Annotated in this window: 15 protein-coding genes and 1 pseudogene; 11 read left to right on the top strand and 5 right to left on the bottom strand. The window is 73.7% G+C overall.

All coding sequences use genetic code 11. From position 1 onward, the window contains the following. Positions 1-553 precede the first annotated feature (553 nt). From CCN35_RS15895 to CCN35_RS15905, 3 genes are all read left to right on the top strand, one after another. On the top strand, positions 554-2,080 hold the full coding sequence (locus CCN35_RS15895; protein ID WP_067398103.1) for a hypothetical protein: 1,527 nt from the start codon (positions 554-556) through the stop codon (positions 2,078-2,080). Between the two features lie 73 nt (positions 2,081-2,153). Further along, positions 2,154-3,032: a hypothetical protein gene (locus CCN35_RS15900; RefSeq protein ID WP_086793215.1), complete on the top strand. Its 879-nt coding sequence runs from the start codon at positions 2,154-2,156 to the stop codon at positions 3,030-3,032. A gap of 54 nt (positions 3,033-3,086) precedes the next feature. Continuing rightward, on the top strand, positions 3,087-7,736 hold the full coding sequence (locus CCN35_RS15905; RefSeq protein WP_086793217.1) for a hypothetical protein: 4,650 nt from the start codon (positions 3,087-3,089) through the stop codon (positions 7,734-7,736). Positions 7,737-7,936: 200 nt separating this feature from the next. Here CCN35_RS15905 and CCN35_RS15910 read toward each other — a convergent pair whose 3' ends face one another. Beyond that, entirely contained in the window at positions 7,937-8,488 is a 552-nt protein-coding gene (locus CCN35_RS15910) for a hypothetical protein (RefSeq protein ID WP_086793219.1), read from the bottom strand. A gap of 418 nt (positions 8,489-8,906) precedes the next feature. Here CCN35_RS15910 and CCN35_RS15915 point away from each other — a divergent pair, with 418 nt between their 5' ends. Genes CCN35_RS15915 through CCN35_RS15935 form a run of 5 tightly spaced genes read left to right on the top strand, consistent with a single transcriptional unit; the run spans position 8,907 to position 16,833 of the window. Then, positions 8,907-11,747 (top strand): sensor histidine kinase, encoded by a 2,841-nt coding sequence (locus CCN35_RS15915; protein WP_086793234.1) that lies wholly within the window; start codon positions 8,907-8,909, stop codon positions 11,745-11,747. After that, a complete protein-coding gene (locus tag CCN35_RS15920; RefSeq protein WP_067398111.1) occupies positions 11,744-12,178 on the top strand; it encodes a roadblock/LC7 domain-containing protein in 435 nt (144 codons plus the stop codon). Before CCN35_RS15915 ends, CCN35_RS15920 begins: the two co-directional genes overlap by 4 nt. 9 nt (positions 12,179-12,187) lie before the next feature. Beyond that, positions 12,188-12,583 carry a DUF742 domain-containing protein gene (locus CCN35_RS15925; protein WP_067398113.1) on the top strand — a complete coding sequence of 132 codons (396 nt, stop codon included), beginning with the start codon at positions 12,188-12,190 and terminating at the stop codon, positions 12,581-12,583. Between the two features lie 34 nt (positions 12,584-12,617). Beyond that, the gene (locus CCN35_RS15930) at positions 12,618-16,247 is read left to right on the top strand and encodes a hydantoinase B/oxoprolinase family protein (protein WP_086793221.1); all 3,630 of its coding nucleotides are present in this window, start codon (positions 12,618-12,620) and stop codon (positions 16,245-16,247) included. Continuing rightward, positions 16,228-16,833, top strand: a complete 606-nt coding sequence (locus tag CCN35_RS15935) for a GTP-binding protein (RefSeq protein ID WP_067398118.1) — start codon at positions 16,228-16,230, stop codon at positions 16,831-16,833. The genes CCN35_RS15930 and CCN35_RS15935 overlap by 20 nt, the downstream gene beginning before the upstream one ends. A 152-nt stretch (positions 16,834-16,985) precedes the next feature. Here CCN35_RS15935 and glpK read toward each other — a convergent pair whose 3' ends face one another. Then, positions 16,986-18,524, bottom strand: a complete 1,539-nt coding sequence (glpK, locus tag CCN35_RS15940; RefSeq protein ID WP_067398120.1) for a glycerol kinase GlpK — start codon at positions 18,522-18,524, stop codon at positions 16,986-16,988. 506 nt (positions 18,525-19,030) lie between these two features. Between glpK and CCN35_RS15945 the strand changes: the two genes are divergently transcribed. Further along, positions 19,031-19,579, top strand: coding sequence for an NUDIX domain-containing protein (locus CCN35_RS15945; protein ID WP_067398122.1), 549 nt, complete (start codon positions 19,031-19,033; stop codon positions 19,577-19,579). A gap of 85 nt (positions 19,580-19,664) precedes the next feature. Here CCN35_RS15945 and CCN35_RS29490 read toward each other — a convergent pair. Beyond that, positions 19,665-20,074, bottom strand: a pseudogene (locus CCN35_RS29490) (glycosyl hydrolase); the annotation flags it as partial. A gap of 179 nt (positions 20,075-20,253) precedes the next feature. On the opposite strand from CCN35_RS29490, the gene CCN35_RS15955 reads away from it, so the two are divergent. Both CCN35_RS15955 and CCN35_RS15960 read left to right on the top strand, forming a co-directional pair. Then, positions 20,254-22,221, top strand: a complete 1,968-nt coding sequence (locus CCN35_RS15955; protein ID WP_086793223.1) for an acetoacetate--CoA ligase — start codon at positions 20,254-20,256, stop codon at positions 22,219-22,221. 133 nt (positions 22,222-22,354) lie between these two features. Further along, positions 22,355-23,248 carry a hypothetical protein gene (locus CCN35_RS15960; RefSeq protein WP_067398124.1) on the top strand — a complete coding sequence of 298 codons (894 nt, stop codon included), beginning with the start codon at positions 22,355-22,357 and terminating at the stop codon, positions 23,246-23,248. Positions 23,249-23,354: 106 nt separating this feature from the next. Here the strand turns inward: CCN35_RS15960 and ptsP are convergent, their stop codons facing one another. Continuing rightward, positions 23,355-25,025: a phosphoenolpyruvate--protein phosphotransferase gene (ptsP, locus tag CCN35_RS15965; RefSeq protein WP_086793224.1), complete on the bottom strand. Its 1,671-nt coding sequence runs from the start codon at positions 25,023-25,025 to the stop codon at positions 23,355-23,357. Positions 25,026-25,103: 78 nt separating this feature from the next. Then, positions 25,104-25,553 (bottom strand): PTS sugar transporter subunit IIA, encoded by a 450-nt coding sequence (locus CCN35_RS15970; protein WP_067398126.1) that lies wholly within the window; start codon positions 25,551-25,553, stop codon positions 25,104-25,106. Between the last annotated feature and the right edge of the window lie 307 nt (positions 25,554-25,860).

A 25,860-nucleotide genomic window follows, 5' to 3' on the forward strand; every position in this document is an offset into this window, starting at 1 on the left:
CCGTGGGGACGGAAGCCGGCCCACGGAGGCGCCCCGCTGTGCCGCGCGGCCCCGCGCCCGGGGGACGTTGCCCGTCCGGCAGGGATCCGCGGTGATTCCGCGGTGACGTGATTCCGCAGCGAGGGGTGTGATTCCACGGTGACGCGGCCGCGTCCGGCCCGGAGCCCCCGCCGGTGTGCGTGCCGTCCGCCCCGACCGAGCGCCTGCCGCCGGCGGTGCGCCGCGCACCCGGGAAGCTGTCCCGGAACACCTCCCGGCGTGCCGCCGGCCCCCCGACCCGCGGACGGCGCACGCCTGCGCGCATGCGGTGTGCACCACCGGGCTCGCGGGGCGGGGAGCGCACGCACCGGCGTGCGCGCCGTCGTGCCACGCGGGCCTGCGGGTGGCGGCCCGGCGGTCCGGCATCCCCGCGCCGCGGCCCCGCCGGACCGCCGCCCCGCACACGCGAGGGACGAGACGCCGCGGCGCTGCCGGCGGTCGCCAGGGCGTGCGCCGGGCCAAGGCGTCAGCGCGGTTTGGGTTCTTGTCGGATCGAGGACCTAGTCTGTGCACCGTGACTTCGCCTGCATCGACGGACAGCGCTCCGCCCCAGCTCAGCGCGGGGCCGCGCCCTGCCATGGGCCCGGCCGCCGACGAAGGACTGGCGCGGCGGCTGCGCGCGCTTGCCTGCACCGCACCGCTGCACGACCTCGACGCGCGCAAGGCCAATCTCGCCGGCGAGTACTCGGTGTACGGCATGGCGGAGATCGCGCTCGCCGCCATCGACCTGATCACCCTCAACATGGACTTCGACACCGGCGCCGACCACGACCAGATCGTGGCCCGGCTCGTCCCGCGGGTCGCCGCCCAGGCCCCGCAGCGGCCGGCCGAGGAGCACGAGCGCGTGGCCCGCTGGGTCCTGGAGAACCTGATCAACGTCGGCAGCGTCGACCGCGGCTTCCGCGCGGTGTACGGCACCTTCGCACCGGACGGCACCTACGTCCGCCGGGACTACGACTTCAAGCTGATCGAGGAGGTCCCGGGCCCCGGCGGCAGCATCTATCTGCGCACCACGGACGAGGCGGTCAACGTCCTCGTCGGCGCCCTCGACACCGATGTGACCAGCGCGCAGATCGCCGCCGAGGTCAAGCTGGACGTGCTCATCAGCCGCGGCCGTCTCGCCGACGCCCAGCTCGCCGCCGAACAGGCCCGCTACCGGACCGTGCAGTACTCGGAGAACCTGCGCAGGGCCCTGGAGGCCACCCGGCGCAACGTCCGCGCGGTGGACTGGCTCAACGCCGTCCCCGACATGATCGCCGAGGCCCTGGACCACGTCGCCGAGCGCTACCGGCACGAGAACGCGATCCTGACCAACATCCGCAGGGCGCGCGACGAGTCGGAGGACCCCGAGCACAAGCGGCGCGCCGCCGAGCTGGTCGACATCGTCAAGGACTGCATCCGCCGGCACACCCAGCTGCAGGCCCGCCTCCTGGAGGCCGGCCCGCTGTTCCGCGCCGAGCAGGACCGGCAGGCCTTCGCCGCCCCCTCGGCCACCTCCGGGACCGACCTCTACGGCCATCTGCTCGCACCGACCCTCCCCCTGCCCCTGGAGCAGGCGATCCGGGTCACGGACGCCTTCTTCGCGCACGGCACGGGACTGCGCACACCCGTGTCCGTCCGGATGGGCGACCTCGTCGACATCCTGCTGACGCCCCCGGTCGAGCGGGAGCACCTGGGCGCCGAGATGCCCGAGCCCGACCTGATCGCCACCCCGGACGACAGCCGGTTCAGCGAGGAGCAGCTCGCCGCCGCCATGGAGCTGCTGGACCTGCCGGCCGACGCGCCGCGGCGGCTGTCGGGCCTGCTCGCCGAGGCCCGCCGCAAGGACCCCGACCTGCCCTATCTGGTCGCCCTGCTCGCCGTGCACGCGGCCAGCCCGCCGGTGGGCACCGCCTACCGGCAGGGCGAGGAGAAGCTGCTGTTCGCCGTGGACGACGGCACCGAGCTGGACGACCCCGAGTTCGGCGGCGCCGACCTCGTCGTCGGCACCGCGCTGCTGGACGCGGCGGGCATGGCGGCCGACCGGACGGAGGCGGCGTGAGCCCCGCCCGCACCCGCGTGGGCCTCGCCCACACCCACACGTACGAGCCAGACCGCGACAAGGAGCCCCAACCGTGACCGAGCCCGTCGACCGGAGCGAGCCGGAAGCCGCGGACACGCCCTCTACGGCTGCCGTCACGCCCGCCGACGCCGCCGACGCGGCCCGGCTCGTCGCCTTCGGGCTGCAGCCCAAGCTGCAGCCCGCACGCGACCAGGAGTACACCGACCTGCTGCGCCGCTACCGCGAGGACCCGCCCTTCGCACGGCTCGCCGACGCGGTGGCCGCCGGGCTGGGGCTCGTCGTCCTGGAGGTGTCCCCGCGCGCGGGCATGGTGGTCACCGCCGCCGAGGGCTCGGTGTTCGCCGTCCGCATGAGCGACTACGCGCGCCGCACCGCGAGCGACTCCACCGACCGCTTCCTGCACGGGCTCGCCCATCTCGCCGTGGCCGCCCTCGCCTTCCCCCGGCCCGAGGACCTCGCCGACGACGGCTACGTCGGCCGTGTCACGGTCAACGGCGTCGACAGCTTCGTCCGCCAGGCCTGCCGCCGGCTGGAGGAACGCGCCGAGAATCAGGGCGAGAACACCGACCCGGCCACCGACGCGCCCGGCCTCGAGGCCGCCTGGCGGGTCTGGGCCAGGCGCAGCGCGACCGGGGCCACCAAGGACGCACGCCGCCCGGCCACCTCGACCACCGGCATCGTGGCCAAGGCCCTGGCCTTCCTCGCCGACTCCGGGTTCCTGCAGCGCACCGGCGACGAGAACGGCGGCACCTACCGCACCACGGCCCGCTACCAGCTCCAGGTGCGGGACATGGCGGGCAGCGCCGCCCTGGCCGAACTCCTGGAACTGGGCATCGTCCCGGTGACCGACGGCAGCCCGAGCCTGCTGCCCGCCGAGGACGCCGACGACCTGGAACTGGTGGCCGACGACGGGCTGCCGTTCCGCTCCTAGGCCGTTCGCAGCCCCACCTTCCCCGATCTGCAAGACAACTGACGAGAGTCCGCCATGTACGAGCTGTCCCGGGTCCGCCTCTACTCCATCGGGCCCGCCGGTGCACGCTATGCCGACACCGTGCTTGACCTGAGGGGAGTGGGCGAGCCGGTGCCCAACCCCGCGCCCATCCAGGCGGAGTTCTTCCAGGAGGAACCGGCCGGCCCGCTGCGCCGGCCCGCCCCCGCGGGCGTGCTCTTCCTGGAGAACGGCGGCGGCAAGTCCGTCCTGCTCAAGCTGATCTTCTCGGTGATGCTGCCCGGCCACCGCAACACCCTCGGCGGTGCCAGCTCCGGTGTGCTGCGCAAGTTCCTGCTCGCCGACGACTGCGGGCACGTGGCCCTGGAGTGGCAGCACGTGCAGACCGGCGAGTGCGTGGTCGTCGGCAAGGTCAGCGAGTGGCGCGGACGCCAGGTCTCCAACGACCCGCGGAAGTTCGCCGAGGCCTGGTACTCCTTCCGGCCCGGCCCCGGACTCACCCTGGACAACCTCCCCGTCGCCGAGGCCACCTCCGTGCACCCGCCCGCGGAGGGCCAGTCGGGAGCGCGGGGACGGCGCCGCACCATGAAGGGCTTCCGCGACGCGCTCACCGAGGCGGGCAAGGCCTACCCGCACCTGGAGGTGCACTGGGAGGAGATCCACGAACGCTGGACCGAGCATCTCGGCGAGCTCGGCCTGGACCCCGAACTCTTCCGCTACCAGCGGGAGATGAACGCCGACGAGGGCGAGGCGGCCGGCCTGTTCGCGGTGAAGAAGGACTCCGACTTCACCGATCTGCTGCTGCGCGCCGTCACCGACACCCGCGACACCGACGGGCTCGCCGACCTGGTCAGCAGCTTCGGCAACAAACTCGGCCGGCGCGCCGAACTGATCGCGGAACGGGACTTCACCGCCGGCTCGGTCGACCTGCTCGGCCGGATTGTCGAGGCCACCGAGGCCCGCACCCGCGCACGGGAGGTCCATGCGGCGGCCGAGCGGCGCACCCGCACCCTGGTGCGGCGGCTGTCCGCACGGGCCGTGCAGGAGCGGGCCCGCGCCGCCGACCTCGCCCAGCAGGTCACCGCCGCGGCCCACGCCGTCACGCACGCCGAGGCCGCACGGGAGCGCAGCGCGCTGATCTCCGCCGAACTCGCCTACCGGCACGCCTCCTTGGCCCTCGCCGCCGCCGAGAAGGCCGCCGCGGCGCAGAAACGGGAACTCGCCGACGCCCGCACCCTGTACTCCGCCTGGCAGGCCGCCGAGGCCGTGCTGCGCCACCGCGCCGCCGCCGACCGTGTGGCCCGCGTCTCCGCCGCGATCCGGGAGGCCGAGCGGGACGCGGCCCCCGCGCTCGCCGCACGCACCCAGGCCGCCGTGGACCTCGTACGCGCCCTGCACGCCGCCGCGGAGCGCGCCGAGGCCCTGGCCAACGAGGAGGAGGAGCGGTCCGCGCGGCTCCAGGAGGTCAGCGAGTCGGCCTACCGGGACCAGACGGCCGCCGCCACCGAGGCGCAGCGGGCCCGCAGCGAGGCCGAGCATCTGCGCCAGCGCCTGGCCGAGGTCGAGCGGGAGACCGCCGAGGCGGTCCGCGCGGGCTGGCTGGACGACAGCGCCCCCGACGCCGACCCGGCGCGCGCCGCAATGGCCGCCAGCGACGCCGAGAAGACGGCGGTCGCCGCCTGGGACGAGGCCCGCGAGGCCGCCCGGAAGGCCGCCGAGCAGGCCCGTGAGGCCGCCCAGGCCGAGTCCCGCGCGGAACTCACGGCGGCCCGCGCGGCCGATGCGGCGGTGGCGGCGCGGCGCGCCCACGAGAGCGAACGCCGCATCGCCGAGGCCCTGGCGGCGGAGGAACGGCTCGCGGAACTGCTGAGCCTGCCGGGCACGGCCGGCGGAGGCAAAGCAGCGAAGTCCTCCGCGGAACCGGACACGGCGGACGGCGCGGACGCCCCGGACGGCACGAGCGGCGAGGACCGCGCCCAGGGCCCCCTCACCCCCGAGGAGCTGGACCGCTTCGCCGACGACCTGCGCACCCTGCTCGACGAGGCCGTCTCCTCCGCCGAACGGCACCTGTTCGAGCTGCGCACCGCCGCCGCGGACGACGCCCGGATCCTCGGCGCGCTCGGCGACGGCGGGCTGCTGCCGCCCGGCCCGGACGTGCTGGCCACCGTCGAGTACCTCGGCGAGCACGGCATCCCCGCGCTGCCCGGCTGGCGCTACCTGGCCCAGGCCGTCGACCCCGCCGACCACGCGCGCGTCCTGGCCGCCCGGCCCGAACTGGTCGACGGTGTGATCATCACCGATCCCGACACCCACGCGCGGGCCCGCGAGGTCCTCACGAACGCGGCCCTGCTGCCCCGGTCCGCCGTGGCCGTCGGCACCGCGGCCGCCCTGCTCGCCCCCGCACCGGACGCCGACGCCGCCTCGGGCGACGTCTTCCTCGTCCCGCCGAACCCGGCCATGCACGACGAACACGCCGCCGACGAGGAGCGGCAGGCACTGCGTGCGCGGGCGACCGAGCGGGACGAGGAGATCCGCCGGCTCGCCGCCCGGCTCGGCAAGGACCGGGAGCTGGCGGCACGGCTCGCCTCCTGGCGCGCCGGCTGCCCGGCCGGACGGCTCGCGGAACTGGCCCGGGCCGCCGAGGAGGCGCAGCTCTTCGCCGAGGAGGCCGAGGCCGAGCTGGCCGAGGCGCGCAGCCTGCGGGCGGAGGCCGAGGAGGCCGCCGCCGAGGCCGCCCAGGTGCGCGACGAACGCCAGGAGGCCGCCCAGCGGGCACGGCGTGCCGCCGACGCCCTCGCCGGGCTCGCCTCCCGGCTGCGCGAGCGCGCCGGCTGGCAGGCCCGGCTGCGCGAACTCGCCGACGAGGCCGCCGAGGCCGAGGCCCGTGCCCAGGCCTGCCTGGAGCGCGCCCGCGCCGCCGACGAGGACCGGCGTGCCGCCCAGCGCGCCGCCGACGACGCCCGCCGCACCGCCCGCGCGCTGCGTGCCGAGCGCTCGGAGATCGCCGGCGCCCCCGACGACCTGCCCGAGACGGACGGGGAGGCACCGCAGGCGTCCCTGCCCGCCCTCCGCGAGGCGTACCGGGCCGCCTCCCAGGTGTACGAGAAGGTCGGCGTCGGCGCCGACCTGCGCGCCGAGCAGGCCCGCGCGGAGAGCGACGAGAGCGCCGCCCGCGCCGAACTCGACCGCCTCAGCAACAAGGTCCGCACCCGCGCGGAACAGCTCCTGCAGTCCCCCGACGGCTCCGACGGGCCGTCCCGGCAGGCCGCCGCCGCCCGCGCGGAGGAGCTGGTGCATCTGCTGGAGGCCCGGATGTCGTCCGCGAGCGAGCAGCTCGGCCGCCTGCGCGGCGAGGCCGAGCGGCACGCCCCCGAGAACGGCGAGGCGCACACCGAGCTGCCCGAGGAGCTGATCCCGCGCGACGCCGAGCACGCCCAGGCCCTGCTGCGCACGGCCAACGCCGAACTCGTCTCCCGCACCGAGGCGTTGGCCCAGGCCCGCGAGACGCACGCCGAGCTGCTCCGGGCCCACCACGCCGCCGAGGAGGCGGCGGGCGGTTTCGACGAGGTCGCCGCCATGCTCCGCGACCTGCTGCGCGAACCCGGCGGCGACGAGGAGCAGGAGGAGCCGGAACCGTACCCGGGCAGTCTGGACGCGGCCCGCCGGGCGGCCGCCGAGGCCCGCCGGTCGCTGCGCGGCTGCGCCGCCGACCTGTCCGCGGCCGAGGCCGCCGTGCGCGAGGCGAGCGACGTCCTCGTCCGGCACGCCAACTCCGTCCGCTACGAGCAGGTGCGCACCCCCGCCCGGCAGCAGATCCGCGAACTGCCCGCCTCCGCCCTGCCCGAGCACGCCCAGCGGTGGGCCGAGGCCTTCGCGCCCCGGCTCCGGGTGCTCACCGACGAGCTGGAGCAGCTGGAGCGCAACCGGGACTCGATCGTGGACCGGCTGCGCGGGCTCGTCGAATCGGCGCTCGCCACGCTCAGATCCGCCCAGCGCCTCTCCCGGCTGCCCGAGGGCCTCGGCGAGTGGTCCGGGCAGGAGTTCCTGCGGATCCGCTTCGAGGAGCCCGACCCGGCCACGCTCACCGAACGCCTGGGCGAGGTCATCGACGAAGCGACCCGGGCCGCCGTGAGGAAGAACTCCGATCTGCGGCGCGACGGCATGTCCCTGCTGCTGCGCGGAGTCGCCGCGGCGCTGCAGCCCAAGGGCGTCGCCGTGGAGATCCTCAAACCGGACGCCGTGCTGCGCGCGGAGCGCGTCCCCGTCGGGCAGATGGGCGACGTCTTCTCCGGCGGCCAGCTGCTCACCGCGGCCATCGCCCTGTACTGCACCATGGCCGCCCTGCGGTCGAACGACCGCGGACGCGACAAGCACCGCCACGCCGGCACCCTGTTCCTGGACAACCCCATCGGGCGCGCCAACGCCACCTATCTGCTGGAGCTCCAGCGGGCGGTGGCCGACGCCCTCGGCGTCCAGCTCCTGTACACCACCGGTCTGTTCGACACCACGGCCCTGGCGGAGTTCCCGCTGGTCATCCGGCTGCGCAACGACGCCGACCTGAGGGCCGGGCTGAAGTACATCCGGGTGGAGGAGCATCTGCGCCCCGGCCTGCCGCAGCCGACTCCGGAGGGGGAGACCGTGCACGGAGAGATCACGGCGACCCGGATGTTCAAACGTCCGGCATGACCGTCCCGGGCCGTCCGCGGCCCGGCCGTCGCCCCCGGGTGGCCGCGGCTTCTTCGCGGCCACCCGGGGGGGCACTTCCGGGAGCACGACGGCTCGCGGACGTGCGGCGGCCTCCGCCAGTACGGCGGCCCCGGGCACGGCGGCCTCCAGGAGGACGGGAGGCGCCGGGAGCACGGAGGCCGCCGGGAGTACGGGAGCCGCTAGGAGTGCGACAGCTGCCCCGTGCCGCCCCGCCGGTGCATGCGCTCCCGCGCCCGCGCGGCGGCCCGCTCCTCCCGCCGGGCCCGGCGCCGCTCGCGACGCAGGGCCCGCGCGGTGCTGCTCGGCACCGAGACCACGCCGTTGCGCTGGTTCCACACCTGACGGGTCACCCAGACGTCGAGCACGGCCCAGGTGGCCACCACCGTGCTGACCACGCTGCTCAGGACCGTCGGGAACGCCAGCCAGGACTCGGCCAGGGTGCACAGGAAGGCCACCACCGCCTGGACCAGCGTCACGGCGATGATGAGCACCGCCCGCACGGCCGCCTCCCGCACCGGATCGGGCAGCCTGCGCCGCCGCGCGGGCTCCTCGACCCACAGCGGTGGGCGGGCGGGCCGCTCGGCCGGTCCGCTCACGGCCGCCGAAGGTCCGTGGGACTGCCGCCCGTTGCCGCCGGCCGCCGGGATGCCGCGATCCGGCACCCGGGACGCCCGTCGCACCGGTGCCGTACCGCTGTCGGCGGCTGTCCTGTGCCGCTCCGCCGTGCCCATCACCGTGTCACTCCCCACCGTCGGCAGACCGCACACGTCCGGTGCCCGAAGAACCGGTTTTCCGGCGGCTGCCCGGCTTGTGCTGATTTGTGCTGCCCGGGCGTGGGGTGCGGCTCCTGTGGCCGATTCCACCCCCATGTCCCGTCGAATAGGACGCGCAAAGGGGCACGAAGATTCCCGGCACGGAAAAAAACCGGTCAACCGCCGGGTACGGCCGTCCCGTCGCGGCACACCCGCCACCACCGGATTCCTCGCCGTCAGCAGTCGAAATGGCTGACGGATTGTCATATCACTTGTCAAACAGGGAAGTTCAGTTGCGGACGACTCTTCGAGTTGACTGTGTGTCGGTAGTAGGCTCGCGCCGTTTATTGACGGACATGCGCACCCCCGACCGATGGGGGGCGAGCTGGGGGAGGTCATGCGCTTTCGCGGGAAGTCCATCCGCCGGAAGATCGTGGCGCTCCTCCTCGTGCCGCTGCTGTCCCTGACCGCGATCTGGTCGTTCGCCACGGTGATCACCGGCCGCCAGGCGGCCCGGCTGTTCAGCGCCTCGTCCGTGGTGGAGAGGATCGCCCACCCCACCGAGGAGACCGTCCGGGCCCTGCAGCGGGAACGCCGCCAGACCCTCGTCCATCTCGCCGACCCCCGCGCCTCGGACGGCCTCGCCGCGCTGCGCCGCAGCCGGGCCGCCACCGACGGCGCCATCGCCAGGATCCGTGCGCACGCGAGGAACCCCGAGGTCCGGGACACGCTGGACGCGGGCAGCGAGGGGCGCCTGACCGCCGTGCTGGACGCCTTCGACGGCATCGACGCCCTGCGCCGCAGCGTCGAGGGCCGCACCACCAGCCGTGCACAGGCCCTCGACCTCTACAACCGCCTGATCGATCCCTGCTACGTGCTGCTCGCCAACCTCCACATCGTCGACGACGCGGAGCTGGACAAGCAGTACCGCGCCCTGGTCGGCCTCGCCCGGGCCCGCGAACTCCTCTCCCGCGAGGACGCGCTGCTCGGCTCCTCCCTGGTCGTCGGCACCCTCACCCGCGCCGACGGCCGCCATGTCTCCGACCTCGTCGCCCAGCGCACCATGCTGTACGAGGCCAGCCTGCCGCTGCTGCCCGCCCCCGAGCGCGACCGCTACGAGAGCTTCTGGCAGAACGCCGCCTCCGCCCCGCTGCGCACGGCCGAGCAGGCCGCCGTCGCCGCGGCCCCCGGCGCACCCCGGGGCGTCAGCGCGCAGAGCTGGGACACCGCGGCCGAGGACGTCCTCGACGAACTCGGCGCCCTCGACGACGAGGCTTACGACCGCTTCCAGGACCGGGTCCGCCCGGTCGCGATGGACATCATGCTGCGGGCCGCCGTCGCGGGCGTGCTCGGTCTGCTCGCCGTGGTGGTCTCGCTCGTGCTGTCGGTGCGCATCGGCCGCGGCCTCGTCCGCGACCTCAAACAGCTCCGCCGGCAGGCCCTCGAGGCGTCGGGCGTCCGGCTGCCCGATGTGATGCGCCGTCTGTCGGCGGGCGAACAGGTGGACGTGGAGACCGAGGTCCCCCGTCTGGAGTACGACAAGAGCGAGATCGGCGAGGTCGGCCGGGCCCTCAACACCCTGCAGCGGGCCGCCGTCGAGGCCGCCGCCAAACAGGCGGAACTGCGCGCCGGCGTCTCCGAGGTCTTCGTCAACCTCGCCCGGCGCAGCCAGGTCCTGCTGCACAAGCAGCTCACCCTCCTCGACGCCATGGAGCGCCGCACCGAGGACCCCGGGGAACTGGCCGACCTGTTCCGCCTCGACCATCTGACCACCCGGATGCGCCGGCACGCCGAGGGCCTGGTGATCCTCTCCGGCGCCGCCCCGTCCCGGCAGTGGCGCAAGCCCGTGCAGCTGATGGACGTCGTCCGCGCCGCCGTTGCGGAGATCGAGGACTACGAACGCATCGAGGTCCGCCGGCTGCCGCGGGTCGCCGTCATTGGCTCCGCCGTCGCCGACCTCACTCATCTCGTGGCCGAACTCCTGGAGAACGCCACGGTGTTCTCGCCGCCGCACACCGCGGTCCAGGTCCTCGGCGAACGAGTCGCCAACGGCTTCACCCTGGAGATCCACGACCGGGGCCTGGGCATGACCGCCGAGGCCCTGGCGGACGCCAACCTGAAGCTCGCCGAGACACCGGAGTTCGCACTCTCCGACACCGACCGGCTCGGACTGTTCGTGGTCGGCCGGCTCGCCCGGCGGCAGAAGGTCCGGGTCTCGCTCCAGCCCTCCCCGTACGGCGGCATCACCGCGGTCGTGTTCCTCCCCGACGCCCTGCTGACCGACGACGTCCCGGACACCGACGGGGCCGGTTTCCGGCTCGACCGGGAGCGGCCCGCACGGGAGGGCGGCCGGGGGGCGGCCCTCTCCCGGGCATCCGCAGGGCTCGGGAAACCGCCCGCCTCGGTCCTGGACGGACCGGTGGAGCTGGAGGCCCCCGTCGACCTGGACGTCCTCGAGGACTTCCCGGACGCGCCCGGCGAGAGGGACGGCGGACTCGGCGGGGTGCTCCGCCCGCACCGGACGCCGGACGGGCGGGGGAGGGACGGCACGGGCGACGGCACCGGTGAGGGCGGAGGCGGGGCACCGGCCCCGCTGCCCCGGCGCCGGACCCCCAAGCTGGTCAGCTCCCATGGACGCCCGGTCACCGGGCACCGCTCCCGGCGCGAGGCGCCCGACGCCGAGGACCGGGGGAGCCGTGGTCCCGAGGACCGGGGAGAGCCGCGGCCGGACCGCCGGGACGAGTCCCCGCCCGGACCGGCCGCCGCGACCGGGGAACATGCGCGGCCTCCCGCCCTTCCGCGGCGCGTCCGCCGCACCGCACATGCCGCCGGCGGCCCGGACGACACCGGGCACGGCCCCGCCGACACGCCCACGTCCGGCCCGGACGCGCTGCCCCGGCGGGTACGACGGACCCGCCTGGTTTCGCAGCCGGGACGGAGCCCCGAGCGGCGCACCGGGGACGGTCCCGCATCCGTCGCACGCGACGCCGAGGAGATGCGCAGCCGTATGACCTCGCTCCAGCGCGGCTGGCAGCGCGGCCGTGAGGAGAGCACCACGGACGGCACGGCCCCGGACGGCGGCACGGCACGGGGAACGACCGCACGGGAGACAGCCGTGCAGGAAACAGCCGCACAAGAAGCGACCGCACAAGAAGCGACCGCACGAGGAAAGACCGCACAGGGAAAGTCCGCACGGGAAAAGACCGCACAAGAAACGATCAGGGGGGACGGTCGATGACCGCACCGAAGACGACCGGTCGCACCGCGACCGACAAGGCCAAGCTGAACTGGCTCCTCGACGACCTCGTGGACCGGGTCCCCGGTGTCCGCAAGGCCGTCGTCCTGTCCCGGGACGGTCTGCCCACCGGTGTGTCCAAGAACCTGACCCGGGAGGACAGCGAGCATCTGGCCGCCGTGGCCTCGGGCTTCCACAGCCTCGCCAAGGGCGTGGGGCAGCACTTCGAGGCGGGCGACGTCCGGCAGACCGTCATCGAACTGGACGAGGCCTTCCTGTTCGTCACCGCCGCCGGCGACGGCAGCTGTCTGGCCGTCCTGGCCGACGCCGACTCCGACATCGGCCAGGTGGGATACGAGATGACCCTTCTCGTCAAGCGGGTCGGCGAGCATCTGGGGACCGCTCCGCGCACCGATGCGCCCTCCGGCGGGTAGTGGAAGGGCATGAGCGGAGACGGCCGGAAAGGAAACCACTGGTTCGACGACGAGGCCGGGCCGGTGGTCCGGCCCTACGCCATGACACGCGGCCGCACCAGCCATGCGGCCCAGCACCGCATGGATCTGATCGCGGTGGTCGTCGCGGAACCGGGCATGCGCGATCCGGAGGCGGACCACGCGCTGTCGCCGGAGCACGTGGACATCGTCGAGCGGTGCCGCGACGCCCCGCGGTCGGTCGCCGAACTCGCCGCGGGACTCGACCTGCCCGTCGGTGTGGTGCGGGTCCTGATCGGCGACCTCATGGACGGGGAGTACGTTCGTGTGAGGCGCCCCGTGCCTCCGGCGCAGCTGCCGGACGAGAGCATCCTGCGCGATGTGATCAACGGTCTGCGGGCGCTGTGAGCGGCGGGAAGCGGCGGGAAAGCGGAGTGATGGGATGACAGGCTGGCAGTTCTGGGTCGACCGGGGCGGCACGTTCACCGACATCGTCGCGCGCCGCCCGGACGGCCGTCTGGTCACGCACAAACTGCTGTCCGACGACCCCGCGCGGTACGCCGACGCGGCCGTCGCGGGCATCCGCGCCCTCCTGGACGGTTCCGACGCCCCCGTGGAGTCGGTCCGCATGGGCACCACCGTGGCCACCAACGCCCTGCTGGAGCGGACCGGCGAGCGGACCGTCCTCGTCATCACCCGCGGCTTCCGCGACGCCCTGCGCATCGCCTACCAGAACCGCCCGCACCTCTTCGCCCGCCGCATCGAACTGCCCGAGCTGCTCTACGAGCGGGTGCTCGAGGTGGACGAGCGCATCGCCGCCGACGGCACCGTCCTGCGCGCTCCCGACCTCGACGCCCTGGCCGGCCCGCTCCAGCAGGCGTACGACGACGGAATCCGCGCCGTCGCCGTGGTCTGCCTGCACAGTTATCTGCATCCCGCGCACGAGCGGGCCATCGGCGAGCTGGCCGCCCGCATCGGCTTCCCGCAGATCTCGCTGTCCAGCGAGGCCAGTCCGCTGATGAAGCTCGTCCCCCGGGGGGACACCGCGGTCGTCGACGCCTATCTGTCGCCCGTGCTGCGCCGCTACATCGAGCACGTCGGCGACGAACTCGACGGCGTGCGGCTGATGTTCATGCAGTCCAACGGCGGACTCGCCGGTGCCGGGCAGTTCCGCGGCAAGGACGCCATCCTGTCCGGGCCCGCGGGCGGCATCGTCGGCATGGTGCGCATGTCCCGGCTCGCCGGCTTCGACCGGGTCATCGGCTTCGACATGGGCGGCACCTCCACGGACGTCTCCCACTACGCGGGCGAGTACGAACGCGTCTTCACCACACAGATCGCGGGCGTGCGGCTGCGCGCCCCCATGCTGGCCATCCACACCGTGGCCGCCGGCGGCGGCTCGATCCTGCACTTCGACGGCTCCCGCTACCGGGTCGGCCCGGACTCGGCGGGCGCCGACCCGGGGCCCGCCTGCTACCGCGGCGGCGGTCCGCTCACCGTCACCGACGCCAATGTGATGCTCGGCCGCATCCAGCCCGCCCACTTCCCCAAGGTCTTCGGCCCCGGCGGCGACCAGCCCCTCGACGACGCCCTCGTCCGCGAGCGCTTCACCGCCCTCGCCCGCGAGATCCGCGAGCGGACGGGCGACGACCGCACCCCCGAACAGGTCGCCGAGGGCTATCTGCAGATCGCCGTCGCCAACATCGCCAACGCCGTCAAGCGGATCTCCGTGCAGAAGGGCCACGACGTCACCCGGTACGCCCTGACCACCTTCGGCGGCGCCGGCGGACAGCACGCCTGCATGGTCGCCGACTCGCTCGGCATCCGCACCGTCCTCGTGCCGCCCATGGCGGGCGTCCTCTCCGCGCTCGGCATCGGCCTCGCCGACACCACGGCCATGCGGGAGCAGTCCGTGGAGGCGCCCCTGGAGCCCGCCGCCATGCCGGGCGTGCTGAAGACCGCCGACGACCTGGAGGCCGCCGCCCGCGCGGAACTGCTCGCCGAGGACGTCCCCGAGGAACACATCCGCGTCACCCGCCGCGCCCACCTCCGCTACGACGGCACGGACACCCCCCTCACCGTCGGGCTGGCCGATCCCGCCGCCATGCGGCAGGCCTTCGAGGAGCGCCATCGCGCCACGTACTCCTTCACCCTCGACCGCCCGATCGTCGTCGAGGCCCTCTCCGTGGAGGCCACCGGCATCACGGAACTCCCCGATCTGTCCGCCCACGTCGCACGCCGGGCCGACCGCGCGGACCGTCCCCCCGCCCCGGAGACCGTCCGTCTGCACACCGGCGGAGCCTGGCGCGACGTCCCTCTGCACCGCCGCGAGGACCTGCTCCTCGGCGACACCGTCACCGGCCCCGCGATCATCACGGAGGCCAATGCGACGACCGTCGTCGACGACGGCTGGCAGGCCGCGGTGACCGAGCACGGACATCTGCTCCTGGAACGCGTGGCGGCCGCGCGGAGCGCCGAGGTCGGCACCGAGGCCGACCCGGTCATGCTGGAGGTGTTCAACAACCTCTTCATGTCCATCGCCGAGCAGATGGGCGCCCGGCTGGAGTCCACGGCCCAGTCGGTCAACATCAAGGAGCGCCTCGACTTCTCCTGCGCCCTGTTCGACCCGGACGGGAACCTGGTGGCCAACGCCCCGCACATCCCCGTGCACCTGGGCTCGATGAGCACCAGCGTCAAGGAGGTCATCCGGCGCCGCGGCTCCCGGATGCGGCCGGGGGACGCCTACGCGGTCAACGACCCCTACCACGGCGGCACGCATCTGCCGGACGTCACCGTCATCACCCCGGTCTTCGACGCACAGGGCGAGCGCGTCCTGTTCTACGTCGCCTCCCGCGGCCACCACGCCGAGATCGGCGGGATCGCGCCGGGCTCCATGCCGGCGAACAGCCGCACCATCGAGGAGGAGGGCGTGCTCTTCGACAACTGGCTGCTGGCCGAGAACGGCCGGATGCGCGAGGAGGAGACCCGTCGCCTCCTGACCGGCGCGAAGCACCCCTCCCGCAACCCCGAGACCAACCTCGCCGACCTGCGCGCCCAGATCGCCGCCAACCAGAAGGGCGTGGACGAGGTCGCACGCATGATCGACGAGTTCGGGCTCGACGTCGTCCAGGCCTACATGCGGCACGTCCAGGACAACGCCGAGGAGGCCGTCCGCCGGGTCATCGACGCGCTGGACGACGGGGAGTACGCCTACGAGACCGACTCGGGAGCCGTCATCCGGGTCCGCGTCCGGGTGGACCGCGAGCAGCGGTCGGCGACGATCGACTTCACCGGCACCTCCCCACAGCTCGCGACCAACTTCAACGCCCCGTTCTCCGTGGTCAACGCGGCCGTGCTGTACGTCTTCCGCACCCTGGTCGCCGACGACATCCCGCTCAACGACGGCTGTCTGCGCCCGTTGAAGATCGTCGTGCCGCCCGGCTCCATGCTCTCTCCCGAGCCGCCGGCCGCGGTCGTCGCGGGCAATGTCGAGACCTCCCAGGCGATCACCGGAGCGCTGTACGCGGCGCTCGGCGTCCAGGCGGAGGGCTCGGGGACGATGAACAACATCACCTTCGGCAACGAACGCCACCAGTACTACGAGACCGTCGCCTCCGGCTCCGGCGCGGGCGACGGCTTCCCCGGCGAGAGCGCCGTCCAGACGCACATGACCAATTCCCGGCTCACCGACCCCGAGGTCCTCGAGTGGCGGCTGCCCGTGCGGCTGGAGGAGTTCGCGATCCGCCGCGGCAGCGGCGGCGCCGGCCGGTGGCGCGGCGGGGACGGCGCGGTACGCCGGATCCGCTTCCTCGAGGCCATGACCGTCTCCACGCTCTCCCAGCACCGCAGGGTCCCGCCCTACGGCATGGCGGGCGGCGAGCCCGGCGCGCTGGGCTCGAGCCGGGTGGAGCGTGCGGACGGCACGGTCGTCGAACTCGGCGGAAGCGACTCGGCCGACGTCGCCCCCGGTGACGTGCTCGTCGTCGAGACCCCGGGCGGCGGAGGGTACGGACCGCCGCCGCCCGCGCCCCGGAGGGCGGGAGAGGAGACCGATGAGCTCCGGCCGTCCTGAGCAGGGCGGGTCCCCGGCCGAGCCGGTCACGCTCAAGATCCTGGTGGCCGGCGGCTTCGGCGTGGGCAAGACGACCCTCGTCGGGGCGGTCGGCGAGAGCAGACCGCTGCGCACCGAGGAACCGCTCACCGGGGCCGGGCGGCCGGCCGGCGGTGCCGGCGGCGTGGAGGGCAAGCGCACCACCACCGTGGCCATGGACTTCGGCCGCGTCACGCTCCGCGAGGACCTGGTGCTGTATCTCTTCGGGGTGCCCGGGCAGGAGCGGTTCCGGTTCCTGTGGGACGAGCTGGCCGAGGGGGCGCTCGGCGCGGTCGTCCTGGCCGACACCCGGCGCCTGGAGGACTGCTTCGCCGTCCTGGACCACTTCGAGCAGCGCTCCGTCCCCTTCCTCGTCGGCGTCAACTGCTTCGAGGGAGCCGCCCGCCACTCCGCGGAGGCCGTCCGCCGGGCCCTGGACCTCGACGACGGCGTCCCGCTGCTGATGTGCGACGCCCGCGACCGCGCGTCGGTCAAGGAGGTCCTCGCCGAGGCCGTCCGGCACGCCATGACCCGTGCCGTGCGCCGCCGGCAGGCCGTCGCCCCCTGACCTCGTGCGCCGGCCCGTGCCCCGGCCGGGCCACGGGGGACCCGTCGGCCGGGACACGGGCCGCGGGGCCGCGGTACGTGCGCGTGGTGCCGCTGTGCGGACCCGGACCGGGAACCGGGCGGGGGCCGCCGGCGGCACGGCGCCGCGCGCGGCTACTCCGTGTCGTCCTCCACCCAGCCGAAGCTCCGCTCCACGGCCTTGCGCCAGTTGCGGTACTCGCGGTCCCGGACCGACGCCTCCATGGACGGAGTCCACTCGGCGTCCTTCTGCCAGTGCGACTTCAGCTCGTCGAGGTCGTTCCACACCCCGGTGGCGAGCCCGGCCGCGTAGGCGGCGCCCAGACAGGTGGTCTCCGAGACCCTGGGGCGGATCACCGGCACGTCGAGCACATCCGCCTGGTGCTGCATGAGCAGGTTGTTCTTCGTCATGCCGCCGTCGACCTTCAGGCTCGTCAGCCGCACCCCGGAGTCCTGGTACATCGCGTCCACGACCTCGCGCGTCTGCCAGCTGGTCGCCTCCAGCACCGCCCGGGCGAGATGCGCCTTCGTGACGTACCGGGTCAGACCGGTGATCACCCCGCGCGCGTCCGAACGCCAGTACGGTGCGAACAGGCCGGAGAACGCGGGCACGATGTAGGCGCCGCCGTTGTTCTCGACGCTCGCCGCCAGGGGCTCGATCTCGTCCGCCGTACGGATGATGCCGAGCTGGTCGCGGAACCACTGCACCAGCGCACCGGTGATGGCGATGGAGCCCTCCAGGCAGTAGACCGGCGCCTCCTCGCCGATCTTGTAGCCCATGGTGGTGAGCAGACCGCTCTTCGACGGCACCGGGCGGCTGCCCGTGTTCAGCAGCAGGAAGCTTCCGGTGCCGTAGGTGTTCTTCGCGTCGCCCACCTCGTAGCAGGCCTGCCCGAACACGGCCGCCTGCTGGTCCCCCAGGGCGGACGCCACCGGCACACCGGCGAGCTGGCCGACGGCGGTCCCGTACACCTCGGAGGAGGACCTGATCTCGGGCAGCATCGCCTCGGGGATGTTCATGGCGGACAGGACGGACCGGTCCCACTGGAGGGTCCGGAGGTTCATCAGCATGGTGCGGCCGGCGTTGGTGACGTCGGTGACGTGCCGGCCGCCGTCGGTGCCGCCGGTGAGGTTCCAGATGAGCCAGGAGTCGATCGTGCCGAAGGCGATCTCGCCGCGCTCGGCGCGGTCGCGCAGACCGGGCACGTTCTCCAGCAGCCACAGCGCCTTGGGGCCGGAGAAGTAGCTGGCGAGGGGCAGACCGGTCTGCTCACGGAAACGATCCTGCCCCTCGGAGCCGCCCAGCTCGTTGCACAGCGCCGCGGTGCGGGTGTCCTGCCAGACGATCGCGTTGTGCACGGGCTTGCCGGTGGTGCGGTCCCACAGGACCGTCGTCTCGCGCTGGTTGGTGATGCCGAGGGCGCTGAGCTGGTCGGCACGCAGTCCGGCCTTGGCGATCGCCCCCGCGACCACCGCCTGCACCCTCGACCAGATCTCGGTGGCGTCGTGCTCCACCCAGCCCGGCTTGGGGAAGATCTGCCGGTGCTCGCGCTGGTCGACGGCGACGATGGAGCCGCTGTGGTCGAAGATGATGCAGCGGCTGGAGGTGGTGCCCTGGTCGATCGCTGCGACGTACTTCTCGGCCTTCCCGGCCTTCCCGGCGTTGTCCGTCATGGCTACCCCTTGGGGAGTGGAGAAGCGGCCGAGGGCCGGGACATGTCATCCCTGGGCCCTCATTGGTATCAGTTTGTCCCACATTGGCATGAAAGAGCGCGCTGTGAGTGACCGGTGGCCTCCTGTGGAAGGAGGCCGCGGCGACCGCCGCCATGTCGCCGGACGGCCGTGTCCGTGCCGCTGCGGCAGTCCCGGACCCGGTGTCCCGGGCCGGCCGCGGGGCGCCGCCGGCCGGCACGGAAAGCGTTCGTCCGTGCGCGAAGAGCGTCAAGGGCCCCGTCGGGAGCCGGAGAACGTCTGCGCACCGCCCTGGCCCGGCCGTCCGGGAACGGCCGCACCGCGGCGAGATCCAGCCACCGTCGCGGCCCGGTCCGCCCTCGCACGGACGCCGGACTCCCGGCCCGACACCCTGCCGGCCCCCGTCACGGAGAGACCGAACCCGGCCAAGGGGTGACGGACGGAAGAAGCCCCTGTGCTGAACGGATACCGTCCGCTACAGTCCGCGCGTGTCCGAAAATCAACACCCGACCGCCCGCTCCATACCTCACTCCCGGCCCCACTCCCACTGTTCGAGCTGCGGCGCGGCCTACGGAGAAGGCGTCCTGGGCTGGCCCCGGACCTGCCCGGCCTGCGGCACCGTGGCCTACCGCAACCCGCTGCCGGTCGCAGTGGCCCTCCAGCCCGCGTACGACACCAGGGGCACCGGTCTGGTCGTCGTCACACGCACCATCGCCCCCGCGCGCGGAGGCACGGCCCTGCCGGGCGGCTACATCGACGACCGCGAGGACTGGCGGCGGGCCGTCGTCCGCGAGCTGAGGGAGGAGACCGGCATCGAGGCGGCCGCCCGCGATGTGCGGCTCGCCGACGCGATGAGCTCGCCCGACGGCCATCTGCTGCTCTTCGGACTGCTGCCGGAACGCCCCGTCAAGGGCCTGCCGCGCTCCGGCGCCACCGACGAGACGGAAGGCTGGCACCTGCTGCGCAGGCCCGCCGAACTCGCCTTCCCGCTGCACACGCTGGCCGTCCGCGCCTGGTTCGAGGGCCGGTACGTCTGACGCCGGCCCCCTGGCGTCGGCCCGCGGCCGTCCCCCGTACCCGCAGCGGGCGGGGCGGCTCGCCCACGCCGTCCTCCCGTTCGCCGGTGACCCGCTCGGCCACCACCTCCCGGCCGCCGTCCCTGTCCGGCTCCAGCACCGCGCGCCGATCCGGGCCCGGACCGCGGCCGGCGAGCGCGTACGACGGCTCGGGCCCGGCCCCGTCGCGGCCCCGGAAGACGGCACCGTTCACGGTGACGACGACACGCAGCCACGACCGGGCGGAACGCACGGCACCGCCCCCGGGCCCGGGCTCCGCCTTCCGTACCGCACCGGGCACCCGCGCGCGTTCCCCCCGTGGCGGCAGAGCCCCCTGACGCCGGCGCGCCGTCCGCGCCGGGCGGCGCGTACGCTCCGCGGCCCCTGGGCCGCCCCCACCGGACCGATCGCCCGCACCGGACGCACCAGGCCGCGACCGCCCGTGCCGCTCGGCCTGCCATCGCCGGCTGTGCCCAAACGCCTCGTGCAACCACCGCTCACCTATGCCGAGACCACACCTTTGCCTTGTGGACTATGTGGAGCGACCCCTGGTGCAGAAGTCGATCACATGGCATCGTCCCTGTCAGCCGCGTCACGCGCACACCCAGCACGTGCGCGGACCGACGCACACGACGCGCACAGTCCGGGAGCAACCCATGTCGACCGTGAACCCTCCGCCCCTCTGGCAACCCGATCCGCAGCGGATCGCCCAGGCGCAGATCACGAAGTTCCAGGCCTGGGCGGCCGAGCACCACGGAGCCCCGGCCGAGGGCGGCTATGCGGCACTGCACCGCTGGTCCGTGGAGGAACTGGACACCTTCTGGAAGGCCGTGGCGGAGTGGTTCGACGTACGCTTCGCCACGCCCTGGACACGTGTGCTGGGCGACCGCTCGATGCCCGGCGCCCAGTGGTTCCCGGGGGCGACCCTGAACTACGCCGAGCACGCCCTGCGCGCGGCCGCCGACCGTGCCGACGAACCCGCCCTGCTGCACGTCGACGAGACGCACGAACCGCGCCCGGTGACCTGGTCCGAGCTGCGCCGCCAGGTGGGCTCCCTGGCCGCCGAACTGCGCGCCCTGGGCGTACGCCCGGGAGACCGGGTCAGCGGCTACCTGCCGAACATCCCCCAGGCCGTCGTCGCCCTCCTGGCCACGGCCGCCGTGGGCGCCGTCTGGACGTCCTGCGCCCCCGACTTCGGCGCCCGCGGCGTCCTCGACCGCTTCCAGCAGGTGGAACCGGTCGTCCTGTTCGCCGTCGACGGCTACCGCTACGGCGGCAAGGAGCACGACCGCCGCGGCATCGTCGCGGAACTGCGCCGCGAACTGCCCAGCCTGCGCGCGGTCGTCCACGTCCCGCTGCTGGGCACCGACGCCCCCGAAGGCGCTCTGAACTGGGCCGACCTGACCGCCGCCGACACGGACCCCGTCTTCGAGCAGGTGCCCTTCGAGCACCCCCTGTGGGTGCTGTACTCCTCCGGCACCACCGGCCTGCCCAAGGCCATCGTGCAGTCCCAGGGCGGCATCCTGGTCGAGCACCTCAAACAGCTCGGCCTGCACTGCGACCTCGGCCCCCGGGACCGCTTCTTCTGGTACACGTCGACCGGCTGGATGATGTGGAACTTCCTCGTCTCCGGCCTGCTGACCGGCACGACGATCGTCCTGTACGACGGCAGCCCCGGTTACCCCGACACAGCGGCCCAGTGGCGGGTCGCCGAACGCACCGGAACCACCCTGTTCGGCACCTCCGCCGCCTATGTGATGGCCTGCCGCAAGGCGGGCGTGCACCCCTCCCGCGACTTCGACCTCTCCCGGGTGCAGTGCGTGGCGACGACCGGATCGCCGCTGCCGCCGGACGGATTCCGCTGGCTGCACGACGAGGTCCGCCACGACCTGTGGATCGCCTCCGTCAGCGGAGGCACGGACGTGTGCTCCTGCTTCGCGGGAGCCGTACCGACCCTCCCCGTCCACGTCGGCGAGCTCCAGGCCCCCTGCCTCGGCACCGACCTGCAGTCGTGGGACCCCAGCGGCGCACCGCTGGTCGACGAGGTCGGCGAACTCGTGGTCACCAACCCCATGCCGTCGATGCCGATCCACTTCTGGAACGACCCCGACGGCAGCCGCTACCGCGACAGCTACTTCACCATGTACCCCGGGGTGTGGCGCCACGGCGACTGGATCACCCTGACCTCCCGCGGCTCGGTGATCATCCACGGCCGTTCCGACTCCACGCTCAACCGCCAGGGCGTGCGGATGGGCTCCGCCGACATCTACGAAGCCGTCGAACGCCTCCCCGAGATCAAGGAATCCCTGGTCATCGGCGTCGAACAGCCCGACGGCGGCTACTGGATGCCCCTCTTCGTGCACCTGGCCCCCGGGGCCGTCCTCGACGACGCGCTGCTGGAGCGCATCAAACGCACCATCCGCGAACAGCTCTCCCCGCGGCACGTGCCCGACGAGGTCATCGAAGTGCCCGGCATTCCGCACACCCTCACCGGCAAACGCATCGAGGTCCCGGTCAAGCGCCTTCTGCAGGGCACCCCGCTGGAGAAGGCGGTCAACCCCGGCTCGGTCGACAACCTCGACCTGCTGCGCTTCTACGAGGACCTGGCCCGCAAGCGCGCCTGAGCGGACCGGCCGCCCGGCACGAACGGCCTCGGGCCCCCGCCGCCGCATCCGGTGGGGGCCCGAGGCCACCCCGCTGTCAGTACCCCCGATTACGGTGAGTGAGCACCGAACGACTGTGCACACAGGGGGAAACATGGCGCACACCGACCACCGGACCCTGCAGCGCGCCCTGCGCAGGGAGACCGCCGGCACCATCGGTCTGCTCACCGACGACCAGGACTTCCGCGCCATGCGGCGCTACCGCAGCTTCGTCTTCGACGACCACACCGCCTACCTGCGGCAGGTCGAGACGTTCCTCAGGACCGTCGCCGAACAGGGCGGCCACACCACGATCGCCCTCTTCGACCCCGAGGAGTACGCCGAGTACTGCGCGCGGACCGGACTCGACCCCGACACGCCGTCCAGCCGCGCCCGCTACACCGCCGAACTCGCCCTCACGGGCCCCACCCTCCCCTACGACGGGCGGCCCCTCGCGGACCTCGTCCCCGACCTCGTCGAGGAGGCCGTCCGCCGGGCCACCTGGGAGTACGCCTCCACCCTTCTCGCCCGGCTCGGCCCCTGCGCCGGCTGCGGCGAGAACCTCGGCCGCGCGGCCTTCACCCGTGCCGCCGGCCTCCTCGTCCGCATCCTCGACACGGCCCCGCCGGGAAACCGGCACCTGGTGTGCAGCGTCACCGGCACCCCCGAACCCCTGACCGCCGTCCTCCACGCCGACGACGAGGGCGCCGGCCCGCCACACCTCGACGAGGCCGAGGCCCTCGAGTTCACCGCGGTCCTCGCCCTCGGCCTCGCCACCGGCAGCCCCGGCGGACTCGTCATGCGCACCACCGCCCCCGGCACCCCCGACCGCGTCTACGGCTGGCGCCTGCGCGCCAACGGCCTCGTCCCCCTCACCGCGGGCGAGGTCTTCGACGCCTACTGCACCGACGTCGAAACCGGCGATCCGATCGCCCCGGAATCCGGTGTCGACTACAGCGAGCCGCCCGACCTCGGAGAGGAAGGACCCGCCGCGCGGCACCACCCCTGAACGACCGCGCCCCTGAACGACCGCCCGCACAAGGCACCCGAGGGGCGCCCCGCCCGCACGGGAAGGGAACGCCCCTCGGCAGGCCGCCGCCGGACCCGCGGCCTCGTCACTCCCCGGACAGCACCGCCCGCGCCGCCTCGCGCGCCTCCTCGGCGGTGTCCGCGGCCCGTGCCGCAGCCGCCGCACGCTCGCACTGCGCCAAGGTGTGCTTCGCCAGCTCCGCCCGTACATGGGGAAGCGACGCCGCCCCCATGGACAGGGAGGTGACACCCAGCCCCGTCAGCACACAGGCCAGCAGCGGATCGGACGCGGCCTCGCCGCAGACCCCGCAGCCCTTGCTCTCGGCCCTCGCCGCCTCGGCGGCCATCGCGACCAGATCCAGCAGCGCGGGCTGCCACGGATCCTGCAGCCGGGACACCGCACCCACCTGCCGGTCGGCCGCGAAGGTGTACTGCGCGAGGTCATTGGTCCCCAGCGACAGGAACTCGACCTCCTGCAGCACCGAACGGGCCCGCAGCGCGGCCGACGGGATCTCCACCATCGCACCGACCTTCGCCCGCAGCCCCGCCGCACGGCACGCGTCCGCGAACGCCTTGGCATCCGCCCGGTCCGCCACCATCGGGGCCATCACCTCGAGCTGGACCGGCAGACCCTCGGCCGCCTTGGCGAGCGCGGACAGCTGGGTGCGCAGCACCTCCGGGTGGTCGAGCAGCGTCCGCAGGCCCCGCACACCGAGAGCGGGGTTCGGCTCGTCGGCCGGCGTCAGGAACTCCAGCGGCTTGTCCGCACCCGCGTCCAGCACGCGCACGACCACCCGGCTCTCCGGAAAGGCCTCCAGAACCTGCCGGTAGGCCTCGACCTGCTTCTCCTCGGACGGCGCGTTCCTGTGGTCGTCCAGGAACAGGAACTCGGTCCGGAACAGCCCGACGCCCTCGGCACCGGCCTCCACGGCCGCCGCCACGTCCGCGGGACCACCGATGTTCGCCAGCAGCGGCACCCGGTGACCGTCCGAGGTGGCACCCGGACCGGCCGAGGCGGCCAGCGCGGCCCTGCGCTCGGCGGCCACGGCCTCCAGCTGCGCCTTCCTCTCGTCACTGGGATTCACGAAGATCTCGCCGGTGCTTCCGTCCACGGCGATCACCGTGCCCTCGGCCAGCCCGACGGCACCGGGCAGCGCCACCACGGCCGGTACGCCCAGCGCCCGCGCCAGAATCGCACTGTGGCTGGTCGGCCCGCCCTCCTCGGTGACGAAACCGAGAACGAGAGACGGGTCCAGCAGCGCCGTGTCCGCCGGCGCCAGGTCGCGCGCGACCAGGACGTACGGCTCGTCGCTGTCCGGCACACCCGGCATCGGCACACCGAGCAGACGGGCGACGATACGGTTCCGCACATCGTCCAGGTCGGCCACACGGCCCGCGAAGTACTCGCCCGCGCCGGCCAGCATCTCCCGGTAGGCGGCGAACGCGTCGTACACCGCGCGCTCGGCCGTGCTGCCGGCGGCCACACGCCGCTCGACATCGGCGATCAGCTCCGGATCCTGCGCCATCAGGGCCTGCGCCTCGAGCACCGCCTGGGCCTCGCCCCCCGCCAGACTGCCGCGCGCCACGAGGTCGGACGCCACGGCCTGAACGGCCTGACGGGCACGCTCCTGCTCACGCTCCACCTCGTCCGCCGGGATCTGCTTCACGGGCGGTTCCAGCACCGCCGTCCCCATGTGCCGAACCTCGCCGATCGCCACTCCGTGGCTCACACCGACGCCTCGCAGCGTTGTCTCCATCTCACCCGTCTCCGATAGTGCGGCGGGTCCCGCCGCGATGGTTGTCCTGTATGCGGCCCGTCATGGAGGGCGGTGGTGTCACTCCCAGACGAAGAGACGGTCGCCGACCTTGACGTCGCCCTCGTCGCGAAGGCCGGAGAGGGCGTTCGCGGTGGCCTCCAGGGCCACGACCGGGCACACGGGGGACTTGCCGGCGGCTTCGACCGCGGCGGGGTCCCAGCGCACCACGGCCTGGCCGCGTGCCACCGTGTCGCCCTTGTTCACCAGCAGCTCGAAGCCTTCGCCGTTGAGCTGCACGGTGTCGATGCCGAGATGGGTGAGTACCCCGTGTCCCTGCTCGTCGACGACGACGAAGGCGTGCGGATGCAGAGAGACGACGACTCCGTCCACGGGTGCCACGGCGTCGGTGGGCTCGCGTACGGGATCGATCGCCGTGCCCGGGCCGACCATGGCCGCGGAGAAGACGGGGTCCGGCACTGCCGCCAGCCCGATGGCGCGCCCTGCGAGCGGGGACGTCACGGTGGTCATGGGAAGCCTCCCAGGGTGGAGATTCATGTGTGCCGTCACGGCACTGCCTGTCCCGGACGGCGCGGTAGCAGCAGAGTATGCCACTGTGGTCTAGACCACCAAACCAATTGATTTGCACCCGCTCCTGGAGCCCATGTACAGTCGTATGCCCGTCTGGGGGTGAGCGACGCCTTGGCGTGTGCCCACCCGACGGCATCCAACTCATCGGATTCCCTCTCTCTGGATCTTCTTCGTCCTGCCCGCAGGGCGGTGGTCGGAGAGACCGGAAAACCCTGATAGAGTCGGAAACACCGAAGGGAAGCGCCCG

Source organism: Streptomyces thermovulgaris (assembly GCF_002155915.1).
GTDB classification, from domain to species: domain Bacteria; phylum Actinomycetota; class Actinomycetes; order Streptomycetales; family Streptomycetaceae; genus Streptomyces; species Streptomyces thermovulgaris.

What these genes read in the sequence shown, in the direction of transcription:
- CCN35_RS15905 (WP_086793217.1), top strand. Translation starts at nt 3,087, where the DNA reads ATGTACGAGCTGTCCCGGGTCCGCCTCTACTCCATCGGGCCCGCCGGT.
- CCN35_RS15910 (WP_086793219.1), bottom strand. Translation starts at nt 8,488, where the DNA reads ATGGGCACGGCGGAGCGGCACAGGACAGCCGCCGACAGCGGTACGGCA.
- CCN35_RS15915 (WP_086793234.1), top strand. Translation starts at nt 8,907, where the DNA reads ATGCGCTTTCGCGGGAAGTCCATCCGCCGGAAGATCGTGGCGCTCCTC.
- CCN35_RS15920 (WP_067398111.1), top strand. Translation starts at nt 11,744, where the DNA reads ATGACCGCACCGAAGACGACCGGTCGCACCGCGACCGACAAGGCCAAG.
- CCN35_RS15925 (WP_067398113.1), top strand. Translation starts at nt 12,188, where the DNA reads ATGAGCGGAGACGGCCGGAAAGGAAACCACTGGTTCGACGACGAGGCC.
- CCN35_RS15930 (WP_086793221.1), top strand. Translation starts at nt 12,618, where the DNA reads ATGACAGGCTGGCAGTTCTGGGTCGACCGGGGCGGCACGTTCACCGAC.
- CCN35_RS15935 (WP_067398118.1), top strand. Translation starts at nt 16,228, where the DNA reads ATGAGCTCCGGCCGTCCTGAGCAGGGCGGGTCCCCGGCCGAGCCGGTC.
- glpK (WP_067398120.1), bottom strand. Translation starts at nt 18,524, where the DNA reads ATGACGGACAACGCCGGGAAGGCCGGGAAGGCCGAGAAGTACGTCGCA.
- CCN35_RS15955 (WP_086793223.1), top strand. Translation starts at nt 20,254, where the DNA reads ATGTCGACCGTGAACCCTCCGCCCCTCTGGCAACCCGATCCGCAGCGG.
- CCN35_RS15960 (WP_067398124.1), top strand. Translation starts at nt 22,355, where the DNA reads ATGGCGCACACCGACCACCGGACCCTGCAGCGCGCCCTGCGCAGGGAG.
- ptsP (WP_086793224.1), bottom strand. Translation starts at nt 25,025, where the DNA reads ATGGAGACAACGCTGCGAGGCGTCGGTGTGAGCCACGGAGTGGCGATC.
- CCN35_RS15970 (WP_067398126.1), bottom strand. Translation starts at nt 25,553, where the DNA reads ATGACCACCGTGACGTCCCCGCTCGCAGGGCGCGCCATCGGGCTGGCG.